At 60.5% G+C, this 16,268-nt stretch carries 14 protein-coding genes and 1 tRNA gene; 11 read left to right on the top strand and 4 right to left on the bottom strand.

The annotated features are described in order from the left end of the window. The first annotated feature begins 72 nt into the window (after positions 1 to 72). From IF654_RS21785 to IF654_RS21805, 5 genes are read left to right on the top strand one after another with little or no spacing between them, the layout of a single operon-like run. Positions 73 to 846, top strand: coding sequence for an ABC transporter ATP-binding protein (locus IF654_RS21785; protein ID WP_047291721.1), 774 nt, complete (start codon positions 73 to 75; stop codon positions 844 to 846). A gap of 13 nt (positions 847 to 859) precedes the next feature. Then, complete coding sequence (locus IF654_RS21790; RefSeq protein WP_194862074.1) at positions 860 to 1,609, top strand: transporter substrate-binding domain-containing protein; 750 nt, start codon at positions 860 to 862, stop codon at positions 1,607 to 1,609. A gap of 57 nt (positions 1,610 to 1,666) precedes the next feature. Further along, a complete protein-coding gene (locus IF654_RS21795; RefSeq protein WP_047281905.1) occupies positions 1,667 to 2,359 on the top strand; it encodes an ABC transporter permease in 693 nt (230 codons plus the stop codon). Beyond that, complete coding sequence (locus IF654_RS21800; protein WP_047272879.1) at positions 2,359 to 3,048, top strand: ABC transporter permease; 690 nt, start codon at positions 2,359 to 2,361, stop codon at positions 3,046 to 3,048. Before IF654_RS21795 ends, IF654_RS21800 begins: the two co-directional genes overlap by 1 nt. Then, positions 3,029 to 4,261, top strand: coding sequence for a methyltransferase (locus IF654_RS21805; RefSeq protein WP_194862073.1), 1,233 nt, complete (start codon positions 3,029 to 3,031; stop codon positions 4,259 to 4,261). Before IF654_RS21800 ends, IF654_RS21805 begins: the two co-directional genes overlap by 20 nt. Positions 4,262 to 4,291: 30 nt before the next feature. Here the strand turns inward: IF654_RS21805 and uraH are convergent, their stop codons facing one another. Both uraH and IF654_RS21815 read right to left on the bottom strand, forming a co-directional pair. Further along, complete coding sequence (gene uraH / locus IF654_RS21810) at positions 4,292 to 4,702, bottom strand: hydroxyisourate hydrolase (RefSeq protein ID WP_047281630.1); 411 nt, start codon at positions 4,700 to 4,702, stop codon at positions 4,292 to 4,294. A gap of 24 nt (positions 4,703 to 4,726) precedes the next feature. Then, positions 4,727 to 5,206, bottom strand: coding sequence for a GlcG/HbpS family heme-binding protein (locus IF654_RS21815; protein ID WP_194862072.1), 480 nt, complete (start codon positions 5,204 to 5,206; stop codon positions 4,727 to 4,729). 241 nt (positions 5,207 to 5,447) lie between these two features. On the opposite strand from IF654_RS21815, the gene IF654_RS21820 reads away from it, so the two are divergent. From IF654_RS21820 to IF654_RS21840, 5 genes are all read left to right on the top strand, one after another. Beyond that, positions 5,448 to 6,122: a heavy metal response regulator transcription factor gene (locus IF654_RS21820; protein WP_047272875.1), complete on the top strand. Its 675-nt coding sequence runs from the start codon at positions 5,448 to 5,450 to the stop codon at positions 6,120 to 6,122. Beyond that, positions 6,115 to 7,482, top strand: a complete 1,368-nt coding sequence (locus IF654_RS21825) for a heavy metal sensor histidine kinase (protein WP_047281633.1) — start codon at positions 6,115 to 6,117, stop codon at positions 7,480 to 7,482. The genes IF654_RS21820 and IF654_RS21825 overlap by 8 nt, the downstream gene beginning before the upstream one ends. A gap of 151 nt (positions 7,483 to 7,633) precedes the next feature. Beyond that, positions 7,634 to 7,709 (top strand) — tRNA-Thr (locus tag IF654_RS21830). A 313-nt stretch (positions 7,710 to 8,022) separates the two neighbouring features. Further along, positions 8,023 to 10,623, top strand: coding sequence for an autotransporter family protein (locus tag IF654_RS21835; protein ID WP_194862071.1), 2,601 nt, complete (start codon positions 8,023 to 8,025; stop codon positions 10,621 to 10,623). After that, complete coding sequence (locus tag IF654_RS21840) at positions 10,623 to 11,474, top strand: dienelactone hydrolase family protein (protein ID WP_230683744.1); 852 nt, start codon at positions 10,623 to 10,625, stop codon at positions 11,472 to 11,474. The genes IF654_RS21835 and IF654_RS21840 overlap by 1 nt, the downstream gene beginning before the upstream one ends. Positions 11,475 to 11,554: 80 nt before the next feature. Here IF654_RS21840 and IF654_RS21845 read toward each other — a convergent pair whose 3' ends face one another. Next, positions 11,555 to 12,838: an OprD family porin gene (locus tag IF654_RS21845; RefSeq protein ID WP_047272864.1), complete on the bottom strand. Its 1,284-nt coding sequence runs from the start codon at positions 12,836 to 12,838 to the stop codon at positions 11,555 to 11,557. A 243-nt stretch (positions 12,839 to 13,081) separates the two neighbouring features. Further along, positions 13,082 to 13,783 carry a DsbA family protein gene (locus tag IF654_RS21850; protein ID WP_047281902.1) on the bottom strand — a complete coding sequence of 234 codons (702 nt, stop codon included), beginning with the start codon at positions 13,781 to 13,783 and terminating at the stop codon, positions 13,082 to 13,084. A 320-nt stretch (positions 13,784 to 14,103) separates the two neighbouring features. Here IF654_RS21850 and IF654_RS21855 point away from each other — a divergent pair, with 320 nt between their 5' ends. Then, on the top strand, positions 14,104 to 16,176 hold the full coding sequence (locus IF654_RS21855) for a TonB-dependent receptor (RefSeq protein ID WP_194862070.1): 2,073 nt from the start codon (positions 14,104 to 14,106) through the stop codon (positions 16,174 to 16,176). Positions 16,177 to 16,268 lie beyond the last annotated feature (92 nt).

Consider the following 16,268-nt stretch of genomic DNA (forward strand, 5'->3'; position numbering starts at 1 on the left):
TATGCTAGCTTGGCCTTCGCCAGGACGGCCGCCCAATAGCAGGATCGCACCCGAACACAATGAGGACCGCACATGGCTCTGGCCACGCCCGCGCTTGAAATCCGCAATTTGCACAAACGCTACGGCGAGCTTGAGGTACTCAAAGGTATCTCGCTGACCGCACGCGACGGTGACGTGATCTCGATCCTGGGTTCTTCCGGTTCCGGCAAATCGACGCTCTTGCGCTGCATCAACCTGTTAGAAAACCCCCACGAAGGCCAGATCATCGTGGCCGGTGAAGAGCTGGCGCTCAAAAAGGCCAAGAATGGCGAATTGATTGCGGCCGATGGCAAGCAAATCAACCGCATGCGCAGCGAACTGGGTTTTGTGTTTCAAAACTTTAACCTGTGGCCGCACATGAGCATCCTCGACAACATCATCGAGGCGCCACGCCGGGTGCTGGGGCAGAGCAAAGCCGAGGCCATTGAAGTGGCAGAAGCGCTGCTGGCCAAGGTCGGCATCGCTGACAAACGCCACGCCTACCCCTCCGAGCTGTCCGGCGGCCAGCAACAACGTGCCGCGATTGCGCGCACGCTGGCCATGCAGCCCAAGGTGATTCTGTTCGATGAACCGACATCGGCGCTTGACCCGGAAATGGTCCAGGAAGTACTAAGTGTGATCCGCGCACTCGCCGAAGAAGGCCGCACGATGTTGCTGGTCACCCACGAGATGGGCTTTGCCCGTCAGGTGTCCACCGAAGTCGTGTTTTTGCACCAGGGTCTGATCGAAGAGCAAGGGTCGCCTGAACAGGTTTTCGATAACCCGGTTTCAGCGCGCTGCAAACAATTCATGTCCAGCAACCGCTAACGGAGCAACACGCATGCAGAACTATAAAAAGTTTCTTCTGGCCGCTGCCGCCACGCTGGTGTTCAGTGCGAACGCTTTGGCTGTGGATAAGTACAAAGTCGGCATTGAGGGGGCTTACCCTCCGTTCAATAACAAAAACGCAAGTGGCCAGGTCGTCGGTTTCGACTACGACATCGCCATGGCCCTGTGCGCCAAGATGAAGGCCGAGTGCGAGGTGGTGACCTCGGACTGGGACGGCATCATCCCTGCACTGAATGCCAAGAAGTTCGACTTCATCGTGTCGTCGCTGTCGATCACTGACGAACGCAAACAGGCCGTTGATTTCACCGACCCGTACTACTCCAACAAACAGCAGTTCGTGGCTTCTAAGAAGGTCAAGTTCGAAACTGACATCGACTCGCTCAAAAGCAAACAACTCGGCACCCAACGTGCGACCCAGGCCGCCACTTGGCTGGAAGACAACGTCGGTGGTGACATCAAGCTGTATGACACTCAGGAAAACGCTTACCTCGACCTGGCTTCGGGCCGCGTCGATGCGTTACTGGCCGACAAGTACGCCATCTACGACTGGTTGAAGAGCAAGCCCGGTGAGGCCTTCGAGTTCAAAAAGGATCCGATCAACGAAGACGACAAAGTCGGCATTGCGCTGCGCAAAGGCGAATCCGATCTGCGCACCAAGTTGAACCTTGCCCTCAAAGAAATCAAAGAAGACGGCACCTACAAGAAGATCAACGACAAGTATTTCCCATTCAGCATTGAATGACCTGCCTGACCGGCGCGCCGCAAGGTGGCGCCGGTCCCTAGCAAAGCCTGCCTATTTATGACTATCGACTTATACGGATTCGGCCCGGCGCTTGCCGCTGGCGCGCTGATGACCGTCAAACTGGCACTCACCGCGCTGTGCCTGGGCCTGGTGCTGGGCTTGCTCGGCGCACTGGCCAAAACCTCGCCCTACAAGCCGGTTCGCTGGCTGGGCAGCACTTATTCGACGCTGGTACGCGGTGTGCCAGAGCTGTTGTGGGTGTTGCTGATTTATTTCGGCAGCGTGAATGCCGTGCGCGCGCTGGGCGAGTTCCTCGGCATGCCCGACCTGACCCTCAGCGCGTTCGCGGCGGGTGTCATCGCGCTGGGCTTGTGCTTTGGCGCGTACGCCACTGAAGTGTTTCGCGGCGCCATTCTGGCCATCCCCAAAGGCCATCGCGAAGCGGGCCTGGCGCTGGGCCTGACCAAGCCACGGATTTTCACCCGGCTGGTATTGCCGCAAATGTGGCGGATCGCCCTGCCCGGTCTGGGCAACCTGTTCATGATCCTGATGAAAGACACCGCGCTGGTGTCGGTGATCGGTCTGGAAGAAATCATGCGTCAGGCACAAAACGCTGTGACCTTCGCCAAACACCCGTTCACCTTCTACATGGTGGCCGCCGTGATGTACCTGGGCCTGACCGTGCTGGCCATGGGCACCATGCATGTGCTTGAAAAACGCGCAGCGCGCGGCTTTGTGAGGAGAACGTAATGGTCTGGGAACTCTTCATCAAGTGGCTGCCCAAGCTGATTCAGGGCGCAACCCTGACCCTCGAACTGACCGCGCTGTCGGTGATCGCCGGCCTGATCGTCGCCATCCCGCTGGGCATCGCCCGTTCGTCCCGGCTGTGGTACGTGCGCTCGCTGCCGTATGCGTACATCTTTTTCTTCCGCGGCACGCCGCTGCTGATCCAGTTGTTTCTGGTGTATTACGGCCTCGGGCAGTTTGAAGCGGTGCGCGACAGCGTGTTGTGGCCGTACCTGCGCAGCCCGTTCTGGTGCGCGGTCATCACCATGACCCTGCACACAGCGGCGTACATTGCCGAGATCCTGCGGGGCGCCATTCAGGCCATCCCGCCGGGTGAAATCGAAGCCGCGCGGGCGCTGGGCATGTCGCGCTTCAAGACCCTGATCCACATTGTGCTGCCGCGTGCTGCACGCATCGGCCTGCCCGCGTACAGCAATGAAGTGATCCTGATGCTCAAGGCCAGTTCGCTGGCGAGTACCGTGACCCTGCTGGAACTGACCGGCATGACCCGCACCATCATTGCCCGCACGTACCAGACGGTGGACATGTTCCTGATTGCCGGTGTGATCTATCTGGTCATGTCGTTTGTGCTGATTCAGGGCTTCAAGCTGCTGGAGCGCTGGTTGCGCGTCGATGCCTGCCAGGGCCGATAAGGCCGACGTGTTGCGGGGAGCGTCATTGCTCACCCGCTTCCAGGCGCTGGACCGCTGGCTCAGCCAGCATCAACACCTGTGGCGCCCGCGGCCATTCACGCAGTTGACTATGCCGTGGGAAGCGCAACACCCCGAACTGGCGCAGTGGTTGCGCCAGCGTTCGTTACAGGACGCCGAAGACAACCACAACCAACCGCATCACCTGCCCGCCCCTGCACCGTTTCCGGCGCTGGCGGCGATGTCGCGTGCCTTGAGCGCTGTGTCGGCCTTGCCGACGCAAGGGTTCATGCCAGCGCTACCGCGCTTGCAGGTCGACGTGCCGGGGCGTAAATGGCAGCAGATCGACGCCTTCGCTCAGTGCCTGACGTTTCAGACCCCGCCCACTCATTGGCTGGACTGGTGCGCGGGCAAAGGCCATTTGGGGCGCCGCCTGCTCAGCTCAGGGCAGCGATTGACGTGCCTGGAATACGACCCGGCGCTGATTGAGTCCGGTCAATTGCTCAGCCAGCGTCACCGCCTCGACGCCCGGCACGTGCAACAAGACGTGCTCACGGCCGAGGCCGCCGCGCAGTTGACGGCCGATATGACACCGGTCGCGCTGCATGCCTGTGGCGATCTGCACGTCCGGCTGCTGCAATTGGCGAGCGCCGCCGGCTGTGGACAACTGGCACTCTCGCCGTGTTGTTACAACCGCATCAGCACCCCGACCTATCAGCCGTTATCCACAGCCGCCCGTGCCTCGGGCTTGTTGCTGAGCCGGGAAGACTTGAGTCTGCCCATGAGCGAGACCGTCACCGCAGGCAGCCGCGTACGGCGCCAGCGCGATGAATCGATGGCGCGGCGGTTGGGGTTTGATGTGTGGCAGCGGCAGGCGCGGCAGTGTGACGACTACTTATCCACACCGTCGTTACCGAGCACGTGGCTGAACAAGCCGTTTGCGGACTATTGCGGGGACTTGGCGGCACTGAAGCACTTATCCACAACCGGCACCGAAGACTGGGCGGCGCTGGAAGCGGCGGGGTGGCAGCGGCTGGCGCAGGTGCGCAACCTGGAACTGGTGCGCGGCTTATTCCGGCGTCCGCTGGAGCTGTGGCTGGTGCTGGATCGCGCGCTGTACCTGAGTGAAAACGGCTACGACGTGCAACTGGGCGCATTCTGCGACCGTCACCTGACCCCGCGTAACCTGATGCTGCTGGCGCAGCGCTGTGGATAACTGACGCCAGCAGTGGGCCTGCCTTTTGTACTAGGAACCGCGATAGGTCGAGAAGCCGTATGGGCTCAGCAGCAGCGGGATGTGGTAGTGCTGATCGACGTTTTTCACGTCGAAAATCACCGGAATCTCCGGGAAGAACGTGTCGCGCCCGGCCTTCTTGAAGTAGTCGCCGGTTTTGAACACCACGCGGTATTCGCCGGTTTCCAGGGCCTTTTTGGCCGGGAACAGCTCGCTGATGCGCCCTTGTTCGTTGGTCACGCCCTGCGCCAGCGGCTGCCAGTTCTCACCAACGTGTTGCTCCAGCGTCACGTTGACACCCGGCGACGGCAAGCCGTTTTCGAGGTTCAACACATGCACGCTCAATGGGTTGCCTGCGGCCAATGCCAGGCTGGACACCGCGCTGAGGCTCAAAGCGGCCATCGTCATACGTAAAGCTTTCATCGGTCATCCTCCAGTTAATAACAATTAACGCGTAATCGTCAGGCCGACGGCTTGCGCGGCGCTGACTGCACAGGCTTCATCCTGCTCAGCCCCACCGGCACCGGCCACGCCCAGCGCCCCTACCAGTTCACTCCCGGCAAACAGCGGGACGCCGCCGCCCAACAGCAGCAATTCCGGGATCGAATTGAGGTTGGATGCTTCGGGATTGTTGCGTGCCCGCTCGGCAAACAGCCGGGTCGGGGTTTTGGTGGAGAGCGCGGTGTAGGCTTTACGCTGGCTGGCCACGGCATTGTGCGGCCCGACGCTTTCAGGTCGCATGGTCACCAGTGCGTTGCCACCCCGGTCCAGCACGCTAAAAGTACCGGTACAGTGCGCGAGGGTGGCATCGGCCAGTTGCCGCGCCGTGGTCAGATCCAGCTCCGCATGCCGCGGCAATGCAGGGGCGGCCTGAGCGTTGATGGCAACGACCATGGCCGCGCCTGACAGCAGGGTTTTCAGCATCATTGGGCTTGCTCCTGAATGAATGACGCCACCTTACCCGGCGCTGTTCGTCAGAACCCCGTCAGTTGGATTACAAGTTTGTAATAGGAAACACCCGCGAAGGCGCCTAGGATCTGTTCCCGTTTCACAGCAGCCACGTGGGCTTTCATCCCTTCGGGCCGCGTTTCACCTGTAACCCGCGACGCGGCTTGCAATAAAACGCGAACAGCCCCTAGCCTGTGCAGACGATTGATCGAGGTGTGCGATGCGTTTGTTAGTGGTGGAAGACGAAGCCAAGACCGCGGAGTTTCTGGCCAAAGGCCTGAAAGAATCCGGCTTTGCCGTGGATGTGGCGTTGAACGGCCTGGACGGGCGTTACTTTATCGAGCAGCAGGCCTACGACCTGGTCATCCTGGATGTGATGCTGCCGGGGCTCAATGGCTGGCAGTTGCTGCAATTGATTCGCCAGCGAGGCGCCACACCGGTGTTGTTCCTGACGGCCAAAGACGCCATCGAAGACCGCGTGCGTGGCCTGGAACTGGGCGCCGACGACTACCTGCTCAAGCCCTTCGCCTTCGCTGAACTGCTGGCGCGGGTGCGCACCCTGTTGCGCCGTGGCCCGATGCGCGAGGCTGAGTCCTACACCATCGCGGACCTTGAAATCGACGTGCTGCGCCGTCGCGTCAGCCGGGGCGGCCAGCGCATCAGCCTGACCAACAAAGAATTCGCACTGTTGCATTTACTGGCCAGCCGTCAGGGCGAAGTGCTGTCACGCACCCTGATCGCCTCGCAGGTCTGGAACCTCAACTTCGACAGCGACACCAACATGGTCGAAGTCGCCGTGCGCCGCCTGCGTTCCAAGGTCGACGACCCCTACATGCCCAAACTTATCCACACGGTGCGCGGCGTCGGTTATCAACTGGAAGCGCCCGATGAGTAAATCCATCGCCTGGCGCCTGGCGCTGGCGATTGCCCTGACCTGCGCGCTGGTGCTGAGCGTGATTGGGGTGTTTCTGTATCGCTCGTTGGCATCGGAGCTGGCCCTGCGGGACGATCAGGCGCTGCTCGGGCGACTGGAACAGATGCGCGCCTTGCTCCACGACAGTGACAGCCTCGAAGCCCTGCAAGCCCGCCCGCGCCTGTACCAGAACATGCTGGGCAATCAGGACAGCGTGCTGCTGGTCAACCGTCAGGATGGCGGGCAGGTCATCGCCATCAACCCGCATCAACAAGCCCTGCCCACGCTGCCACCCATCGCCAAAGACCGCGCGCCGCAACGGGCCGACATCCAGACCCGCGATGCGACCGTGCTGCTGGCGGGCATGGCGCAGGGGCCAGCCGGCGAGACCTTGAGCGTGATGGTCGGTAAACGTCTCGAAGAGCGCGAGCACATCCTCGCCCGCTATCGCCTGAACCTGTACGTTGCCATCGGACTGGGCACGCTGCTGGCCTTCGCCCTGGGCGGCCTGTTGTTGCGTCGCGGCCTGAAACCTTTGCACACACTGGCGCAGGCCATGCGCGGCATCAACCCACGCAGCCTCGACCAGCGCATGCCTGTGGATAACGTGCCCAGCGAACTCAAAGAACCTGTGCAAGCACTCAATGCCATGCTGGCGCGGCTTGAAGACAGCTTTGAGCGGCTGTCCCAGTTTTCGGCCGATCTGGCCCATGAGATCCGCACCCCGCTGCACAACCTGCTGGGCAGCAACAGCCTGGCGCTGAACCAATCGCGCAGCCCGGCCGAATATCAGGACGTGCTGGCCTCGAACATCGAAGAATACGAACGCCTGAACCGCATGGCTGAAAACCTGATGTTCCTCGCCCGCGCCGAACACGGCCAGCGCCCGCTGCACCTGCACCCAGTCAACCTGCAGGACGTGGGCCAAGAGCTGTGTGATTACTTCGACGCCCTGGCCGAAGACCGTCAACTGCGCCTGGACAACCAGCTCCACGGGACGCTGACGGCGGATCTGCACTTGCTGCAACGGGCCCTGAGCAACCTGCTGGCCAATGCCGTGCGCCATGCCGAGCCGGGGTCGACGGTCAGGTTGCTGCGACGAGATGAACCGGGGTACTGCTGGATCGGCGTCCACAACACCGGGCCGACGATTGATCCGCAGCACTTGAACAAATTGTTCGACCGCTTCTACCGGATCGACCCGTCGCGGGCAGAACCGGGGGACTCGGGCGGCCTGGGGTTGGCGATCGTGCGCTCGATCATGCACCTGCACGACGGCCAAGTCCGCGTCAGCAGCGACGACAGCGGAACGTTGTTTGAACTGGGGTTTGCCCGCGCGTAATGCCCAAATTGGCTGATCTTTGCGAGTCATTCGACAGCTTGGAAAACCTCCACAACCCCGATGCCGCCAGCGTTGCGGCAGAGACTGTGAAAATAGTCTGATATCAGGGGTTTACAAGCCAAAACATCCCGGTATACTCGTCGCCCATAACGCCGGTATAGCTCAGTTGGTAGAGCAACTGACTTGTAATCAGTAGGTCCCGAGTTCGACTCTTGGTGCCGGCACCATACGAAACACCGAAAGAGGCTCACCGCAAGGTGGGCCTTTTTTGTGTGTGCTTAAAAAACCCCACCATGCTGTCTTCCCTCCCCTAGCGACCCGAGGCATTCCCTGTTGCCTGCAATCAGCCCGCTTGCGGATTCGCAGCGCCCTGCCCGTCATGTCCCGTAGTGAATGATTGCCATCATTCAACAGTGTTAATTAGCCATCATCTCCTTTAAGATCGCCGCGCTTTTGTGTGTGGCGCTTGGCCATCATTCGCTTTAAAAAGCACATGCATGGAAGCGCCTGGATTATCAGCCGATGTTTAAGGAAGAATTTGTGTCCCCTGTTCTATTCCGTAAAAGCCTACTTGCTCTCGCCATCACGACCTGTGCCCTGCCTGTTCATGCGCAAACGCTGCAACTGACCGATGCCGGCCTGACCCTCGAACGCCAGCAGTTCAGCGAAAACGTCGAAATCACCGGGTCGATGAATCACGCCCAAGAGGGTGTGGACGCGCTTCATATCCTGGGTTCGGACTTCGCCAAAGACCTGGTCTTCAACGCCACGATTACTTCAAGCAATAGCTCGGGTGGCGGTATCGACATGGACAGTTGGTACAACCCCAACCCGTCGAACGGCGACGTGATGTGGGCTAACAACACGGTTGGCGGCAACCTGATCAATAAAGGCAGTGTCAGCTCCCAAGGCAATGGCGCAACCGCGTGGTTGATTGATCCGGCCGTGGTGGGCGGTGATGTCATCAACGAAGGGTTGTTGAGCGCTAAAGGCGAACCGGATGTGGGCGAGGACGACCGTGACGTCTCACGGGCTGCGTATATTTCTGGCTCGACGCATATCAACGGTGATTTCAAAAACACCGCCTCGGGCAAGATCATTGCTGAAGGCACCGATGCCAAAGCCTTTCAGATGGAAGGCGGCCAGCTGGACGGCCGATTCATCAACAACGGCCTGATTCAAGTGACCGGTGTCGGCAGCACCGCCGTTGATGTGACCAGCTCCGAGCGCTGGAACGGCGTGAGTAATGTCAACGACCGCGCCGATGTACGCGGGATCGAGAACAACGGCACCATCATTGCCATGGGCGAAGATGCCGAAGGCATTCGCGCCGACGGCGTCAGCTTCGCCAGCGAGCAAGCGCACATCGTTAACAACGGCCTGATTCAGACCCAAGACGCCGCCATTGTGATCGGCGGTTTTGATATCGATGGCATCAATCAGGGCGGCGCGCTGAAGGTTGTCAACAACGGCACCCTCTTGTCCCAGGACGAAGCGGTAGATGCGTCGGAAAGCGATGGCCGCGTGTACCTGACACTGGCTGACGGCAGCAAGACCACCGGCAACCTGATCGATCTGAGCATGATCGAAGTGACCGGCAACGCTGCGTTCACGGGCACCGACACCACGGCTGACGGCGCCAACATCCGCATGAAAAATAATGGCTGGGTGGATGTCGGCAGCGCGTCGTCGCCCGCGCACCTGGACCTCGGCCTGCCTCACACCACGCTGGACGGCAACCTGTACGTTGCTGGCAATTCGTCGCTGGGGCTGAACCTGAGCGCTGCCACCGATGCCCGCCGCCCAGTACTGGCGGTCAGTGGTACGGCTGAATTCGGCAAAGGTTCGCAGATCCAGCTGGCCGCCAAAGGCAATGATTTCGGCACCGGTGGCACCACCTACACGCTGGTGCAAGCCAATGACCTGCAAGACAACGGGTTGACCGTCACCAGCAGTTCGTCGCTGCTGAATGTCGACAGCTACGTGGTCGAGAACAACCAGATTGTGAGCAAGGTCACTGCCAAAGGCGCGGCGGAAGTGGGCAATGTCATCGCTGACATCGGCGGCTCGCACAATGCGCAACAAGCGGGCGCCGCGTTCACCGAAGTCACTCGCCAATTGGCCATGCTGAGCCCGCAAGACCCGCTGTTCCAGCACTATGTCAACGCGTCCAATAACCCTGAAGCGCTGAAAAAACTGGCGGAACAACTGGCGCCTGACGTGAACGGCGGCGCAACCCAAGCGGCGACCACCAGCCAGACCCTGATCAGCAACGTGACGGGCAACCGTACCGGCGGCGGCCGCGGGCTGTCTTCGGGCGACACGCTCAAGGAAACCGGCGTCTGGGTGCAAACCCTGTACAGCGATGCCAACCAGGACATGCGCGATGGCGTGGCCGGGTTTAATGCGTACAGCCGCGGGATCGCGGTCGGTGCGGACGGCAAGCTCAACGATCAACTGACGCTGGGTCTGGCGTACAGCTACCTGAACACCGATGTGAATGGCAAGGCGGGCAGCAAGACTGAAGTCGACAGCCACGCTTTCACGCTGTACGGCGGTTTTGAGCAAGGCAATTACTTCGTTGACGCTGCGCTGACGTACGGCATGAACGACAACGACAGCCAGCGCAACGTCGGTAACACCAAAGCCAAGGCCGACTACGACAGCAACCTGTTCGGCGTGAACCTGGTGGGCGGTTACACCTACCACATCACGCCCGACCTGCTGATTGAGCCACGCATCGCTGCGCGCTACAGCCTGGTGGACATCGATGGCTACCGCGAAAAAGGTTCGTCGGCTGCCTTGAAGGTCAAGGATCAGCGCTACGAAGTGGCCGAGCTGGGCGCAGGGTTCCGGGTCGCGGCCAGCTACCCGCTGGGTCAGGGCACCCTTACGCCACAGGCCAAGTTGATGGCGTTCCACGATTTTGCCGCTGACGAAGCCAGCAGCACGTCGACCTTCACCCTCGGCAACACGCCGTTCGTCACCAGCGGCGCTGGCGCTGTGCGTAACAGCTACGAAGCCGGTATCGGTGCCGATTACCGTCTGGGTGCCGTGACGCTGGGCCTGAATTACGACTATGTCGGCAAATCAGGTTTCGACGCCGATACGTTCTCGGCCAAAGTGCGTTACGACTTCTGATGAAGCCTTCAGGCCCCCACCCGCGCTCGCGGGTCGGTGTCTGGCCGTGGGGCATGGCGCTGTGTATCAGCGCCCTGCTCGGCGGTTGTCAGACGCCACTTCAGGCGTTGCAGGAACAGGCTTCACGCCATCAGCAACGGCTTGAAGTTATCCACACCCCACATTTCCCGCTGATGGTGGCCTTGCCTTCGTCAGCCCCCGTTTCGTCGCGCATTCGCGTGTATCTGGAAGGTGACGGCCATGCTTGGGCAACGTCACGTCAGCCCAGCCTGGACCCCAGCCCTCACGACCTGATGATGGCTCGCCTTGCGTTCAGCGATCCCGTGCCGAGTGTGTATCTGGCCCGTCCGTGTCAGTTTGTCAGCGCCCGCGCCTGCACGCCGGTGATGTGGACGGACCGACGTTTCAGCCCCGAGGTGCTGTCGAGCCTCGATCAGGCGCTGGATCAGATCAAGGCACGGCTGGGCAATCAGGCGTTTGAGTTGGTGGGCTATTCAGGCGGTGCCGCGCTGGCATTGCTGCTGGCCAGCCAGCGCGAGGATGTTGCGCAGGTGCAGACCCTGGCCGGCAATCTCAGCCCGCGTCAGTGGGTGGCGCTGCAACAGCTCAGCCCGCTGACCGGATCGCTGGACCCCCTGGACAGGCGCCAGCGCTTGACGCAGATCGTGCAGCGGCATTTTGTGGGCAGCGATGACCGCATCGTGCCGCCGCAATTGCTCGCCCGTTACCGTGACGCCTTGGGCACTGCGCGCTGCCTGCAAGCGGTTGTCGTACCCGGCGCCCGCCACGGCAGCGGCCTGGAACAGGCCTGGCGCCGGTGGCGCGATCAACCGATTACCTGCCAGCCCTGAACAGCAAAACGCCCCGACCGGTGATCCGGCTCGGGGCGTTTTTCGTTCAGCTGTTGCGCCTGTTGGTCAGGCCGACGGCATCAGAACACGTTGATCGGGTAATCAACGAAGACGCGCAGCTCGTTACCTTCTTTGTTGTACTTGTCGGCGTTGTTCGACACGCGCAACCACGAACCGCGTACACGCACGCTCAGGTCTTTGACCGGGCCGCTTTGTACAACGTACTTGGCCTGGTTGTAGATTTCGCGCTCGGTGCCACGGCCACGGTCGGAACCGTCGTCGATGTTGCTGCCGCGAACGTAAGCGATGTTGTAGGTCAGACCCGGAATGCCCACGGCGCCGAAGTCGAAGCCATAACCCGCTTGCCACGAACGTTCGTCCTTGGCGTTGAAGTCGGACCAGTAGGAGTTGGCCAGCAAGATGGTGTTGCCGCCGTCGCCCACGCCGCCCGCATTGCGGTAGCCGCCGTACGGGTAGCCGATTTCACCGGTGCTTTGCTGGTACGCCAGGATCAACGAGTGAGCGCCAAATGCGTAGGTGGTCGCCAGGCTCCAGATTTTGTTGTCCTGACCGTCGACTTCCAGCACATCGCGCGCGTAATCGGAGTTGACGTGCGTGCGGTAGCCGTTGAAGTCAAACGTCAGCGACTGTTTGTCTTGCAGCGGCAGCACGTACGTCATGCCCAGGTATTGCTTGCGCAGCACGTCTTCCATGTCGGAAGCGTACAACGAGGCGGAGAAGTTGTCGGTGAACTTGTAGCTGCCGCCGAACACGTTGATGCTTTTCAGGTCGCCGCTGTCACGGGCGTCAGCGCTTTTACGCGACTCGGCAGTGAAGCGACCGACGTTGATTTCCAGACCGTCGATTTCTTTGGACGTCAGCAAGGTGCCGGTGAAGCTTTCTGGCATCAGTCGCGAGTTGTCGTACATCAGCACCGGCAGAGCAGGCATTTGGTCGCCGTACTTGAGCACGGTGTTGGACACACGGAATTTCACCGCAGCGCCCGCTTTGGCGATGTCTTTGGCCGCTTTGCCGCTATCGCCCACCTTGAAGAAGTCGATACCGCCCGCGCCGCTGAGGTTACCCTCGCTGCCCAGACGAAGGGCGTAAATGCCGAAAGCGTCCACACCCACACCCACGGTGCCCTGGGTGAAGCCGGAGGTGAACGTGCCCAGGAAGCCTTGGCCCCACTCGGCTTTGCGGTCTACACCGTTTTTGTAGTCACGGCTGATGTAGGCGTTACGCGCCAGCACATTCAGATGGCTGTCTTCTACAAAACCTTTTGCGTCAGCTTGATCGTTAGCCATGGCCTGGGTAGCACTGAGTACGCCCAACGCGAGAAGACCTATCCGTTTGTTCAACATATTATTTTCCTTATTGCTGGATAAAGGCGCGCTGTGGGTTTCAAGCTGAAACATTGAGTGGTGGTTGCTTCACAAAAACAAAAAGGCCCGCACGAAGACGCAATGCAGGCCTTTCGAAGAGTTGGTGTATGGCTTATAGCCACAGGCGTTGGCAGGAATCCTAGCCGTCGTTACATCCGGGTGTCAATTTGATGAAACTTCTACGGCCTTCGAATGTCGCGCGATCAATGGGGCTCAACGCGTTCAGGGCTCTGCACACCCGTTCAGGCCGCAGGCTGGCGCAGGGTTGGAGGGGTCTTTGGCGCCTGTAGCGTCTTGTTGTCGCAGCCAGTGGGCAAAGGCCTGCGGCTTGCCCAGCCAAGGGCTCACATCCACGACGTGATACTGCCCCGCCCGCTCTAGCACCAGGGTCGGGAAACCCTGCCCGCCGACATCGGCCAATAACCGGCGACTGGCCTTGAAGTGCGCGTGCGTCACTTCGCCATTGCACGCGTCATAGGCCGTTAGAAACGCGTCCACTTCCAGGCCCATTTCCGCCGCCACGGCCATCAGTACGTCTTCGTCTGCAATCCGGCGCCCTTCTACATAGTGGGCCGTCTGCAAACGCCCCAGCAGTTCAAGGCCGCGCCCGGCCAATTGCTCGGCGGCCAAAATCGCAGTGGTCGGCGGCGCCGAGTCGAAGACCGCGCGGGTGTCACGCAACAAACCTTCGAAATACGCGTCGCCAAACGCCTGCCCGGTGTACTCGGCAATGCGTTTGTCATGGGGCATTACATAGTCACGCAACTGTGCGGACACCGGGCGGCGATGACTGCCAGTCATCATGCCGCCGCTGTGGGCGACCACCGGCACAATCTCGCGGGCAGCGTCAATCAACGGCTTGGCGCCGTAGCACCATCCGCACAGGGGGTCGTAGATGTAATGCAAGGTTGTAGCAGCGGTCATGAACGGTCTCAAGCGAAGTTAAAATCAGGCGGCAAGCCTGGGGCTGTCTGCGTTTCATGGCAGCCGCGACGTGGCTTGCCTTGAAACGGGAACAGATCCTAGCGCCGAGACCTGCCCCGAAAAACGCTGAATGGGTGTTTAGTGTGTTTCGTGAATCGTTCAGATCGTTTGTTTACTACGGGTTAAACGTTACAGCAACATTCAGACACAAACTTTCCGTTGAAGCGACTGGTAATGATAAACAGCTACCAACAAGAACCATTACCATTCGCACCCTAAAAAATAGAACCCGCTTTAACCTTCACGGAAGTTTCTCAACCATGCGTTCCCTCTGCCGCTTTACGCCCTTCACATGGGGGCTGTGTGCATGCCTGTACGTCGGATTCAGTTCCGCTGCCACCACCCTTCCCGAAACCTCGGTCAATGCCGCCGAAGCCGAACTCGATGACCCGCGGGTCAAAGAAGTCACGACCGCGACTCGTACCGCGACGCCTGCACGCTATGTGCCGCAGGCCATTGATTCGGTCAAAACCAGTCACGTGATGGTGTACGGCATCAACACGCTGGGCCAGGCCCTGAGCGGCATTCCCAACGTCAGCAGCACGGCGGACACACGCTTCGACAGCCTGCGCATTCGCGGCTTCGACGCCAGCAACGATTTCTACCTCGACGGCATTCGCGACGACAGCCAGTACGTGCGCGACCTGCACAACATTGAACGCATCGAAGTGCTCAAAGGCCCGGCCGCCGTGCTGTATGGCCGCGGCAGTCAGGGCGGGATCATCAACCGCGTCAGCAAAACCCCTCAATACGGGCGCCCGTCCAGCATTCAGGCGCAAGGGGGCACGGACGATTTGCGCAGCCTGTACGCCGACCTCAGCGCCGACCCGAGCGACACCCTCAGCTTGCGTCTGAACATGGGCAACGAAGACAAAAACAGCTTCCGCGATCACGTCAGCGGCAACCGCCAACTGTTTGCGCCGTCAATGAGCTGGCAAATCACCCCGGACCTCAATTGGTTGGTGCAGTACGAATACAGCCGCTACAACCGCACCCCGGACCGTGGCATCCCGAGCGTTGGCGGACGGCCTGCCGATGTCAGCCGTGGCACCACGTATGGCGGGCAAAACGATTTCATCGACGATAAGACCCAAAGTCTGCGTTCACGGCTCAGCTATGACGTGAACGAGAACTGGCAACTGCGCCACACCCTGGGCATTTTCAAACTCGACAGCCAGTTCGAAAACACCTACCTGACCGGCTACGACGCCAAGACCCGCAAGGTGAACCGCCAGAGCTGGCAGCAGGACATGACCACCCGCAATGTCTTCAACAACCTCGAAATCGAAGGCGTGTTTGATACGTTCGGGCTGGAACACCGCGTGCTGACCGGCCTGGAGCTGGGCAGCCAACGCCGTGACCCCAAACTGTACAGCGCCAAGGGCGTGCCGGGCGTTGACCTGTACAACCCGGATCGCCGCCTTCGCCCAACCGGCCCGTTGGTGCTGTCCAGCGACAACCACACCGAAGTCGACAGTCAGGGCCTGTATGTCCAGGACCAGATCCGCCTCAACGATCAATGGCAGGTGCTGGCCGGTTTGCGCCATGACCGGTTTGAAGTCGACACCACCAGCAACCTGAAAAACCTCTCGGAAACCCGCAACAGTCACGGCACCAGCCCGCGTCTGGGGGTGGTCTGGACGCCGCTGGAAAACCACTCGTTTTATGCCTCGTGGACCAAAACCTTCTCCCCGGTGGGCGGCGGTTTGATCGGCATTACGCCGGGCGCCGCGGGCAACACCAACGACCTGAGCCCCGAGCTGACCAAGCAAAAAGAAATCGGCGTGAAAAGCGACTGGCTGAACGAGCGCCTGAGCACCACGCTGGCGGTCTATGAACTGGAGCTTTACAACCGTCGCACCAAAGACCCGGAAAACCCGGAAATCACATTGCTGTCGGGCTTGCAGCGTTCGCGCGGCATCGAGCTGACGGCCAGCGGCAAATTGGGCGGCAACTGGTACATGCGCGGGGGCGTCGGCGTGCAGGACGCCACCGTGGTCAAGGACAACAACGGCTTTGAAGGCAAGCGCATCAATGGTGTGGCCAAGCACAACGGCAGCTTGTTCCTGACCTGGAAACCGGAAATGGGCTGGTACGCCGAAACGGGTCTGACGTTGGTGGGGCAACGCTTTGCCGATAACCAGAACACGGTGGTGTTACCGGGTTATGGCCGTTGGGATGCATTGGCGGGGTATCGGGAAAAAGACTGGGAAGTCAGCGGCGCGCTGACCAATCTCACTGACCGCGACTATTACGCGTCCGCCACCAGCGGCTCGCAAATCATGCCCGGCGAACCTCGTAGCCTGGTGGTAACCGGCAAATACAGCTTCTAACCGTTGAACCTGTCACCGTGGCGAGCAACGCGGGGTTGCCTGGGGCACCGTCTTCACGGCCTCGTGCCTCGCCAACGGTGACAGTCAACCGT

Origin of the sequence: Pseudomonas lundensis, assembly GCF_015377145.2 — a bacterium.
In the GTDB taxonomy this organism is placed as follows: Bacteria; Pseudomonadota; Gammaproteobacteria; order Pseudomonadales; family Pseudomonadaceae; genus Aquipseudomonas; species Aquipseudomonas lundensis.

Excerpts from the sequence above, each read along its gene's own strand:
- IF654_RS21785 (WP_047291721.1), top strand. The coding sequence starts at position 73 with ATGGCTCTGGCCACGCCCGCGCTTGAAATCCGCAATTTGCACAAACGC.
- IF654_RS21790 (WP_194862074.1), top strand. The coding sequence starts at position 860 with ATGCAGAACTATAAAAAGTTTCTTCTGGCCGCTGCCGCCACGCTGGTG.
- IF654_RS21795 (WP_047281905.1), top strand. The coding sequence starts at position 1,667 with ATGACTATCGACTTATACGGATTCGGCCCGGCGCTTGCCGCTGGCGCG.
- IF654_RS21800 (WP_047272879.1), top strand. The coding sequence starts at position 2,359 with ATGGTCTGGGAACTCTTCATCAAGTGGCTGCCCAAGCTGATTCAGGGC.
- IF654_RS21805 (WP_194862073.1), top strand. The coding sequence starts at position 3,029 with ATGCCTGCCAGGGCCGATAAGGCCGACGTGTTGCGGGGAGCGTCATTG.
- uraH (WP_047281630.1), bottom strand. The coding sequence starts at position 4,702 with ATGAAAGCTTTACGTATGACGATGGCCGCTTTGAGCCTCAGCGCGGTG.
- IF654_RS21815 (WP_194862072.1), bottom strand. The coding sequence starts at position 5,206 with ATGATGCTGAAAACCCTGCTGTCAGGCGCGGCCATGGTCGTTGCCATC.
- IF654_RS21820 (WP_047272875.1), top strand. The coding sequence starts at position 5,448 with ATGCGTTTGTTAGTGGTGGAAGACGAAGCCAAGACCGCGGAGTTTCTG.
- IF654_RS21825 (WP_047281633.1), top strand. The coding sequence starts at position 6,115 with ATGAGTAAATCCATCGCCTGGCGCCTGGCGCTGGCGATTGCCCTGACC.
- IF654_RS21840 (WP_230683744.1), top strand. The coding sequence starts at position 10,623 with ATGAAGCCTTCAGGCCCCCACCCGCGCTCGCGGGTCGGTGTCTGGCCG.
- IF654_RS21845 (WP_047272864.1), bottom strand. The coding sequence starts at position 12,838 with ATGTTGAACAAACGGATAGGTCTTCTCGCGTTGGGCGTACTCAGTGCT.
- IF654_RS21850 (WP_047281902.1), bottom strand. The coding sequence starts at position 13,783 with ATGACCGCTGCTACAACCTTGCATTACATCTACGACCCCCTGTGCGGA.
- IF654_RS21855 (WP_194862070.1), top strand. The coding sequence starts at position 14,104 with ATGCGTTCCCTCTGCCGCTTTACGCCCTTCACATGGGGGCTGTGTGCA.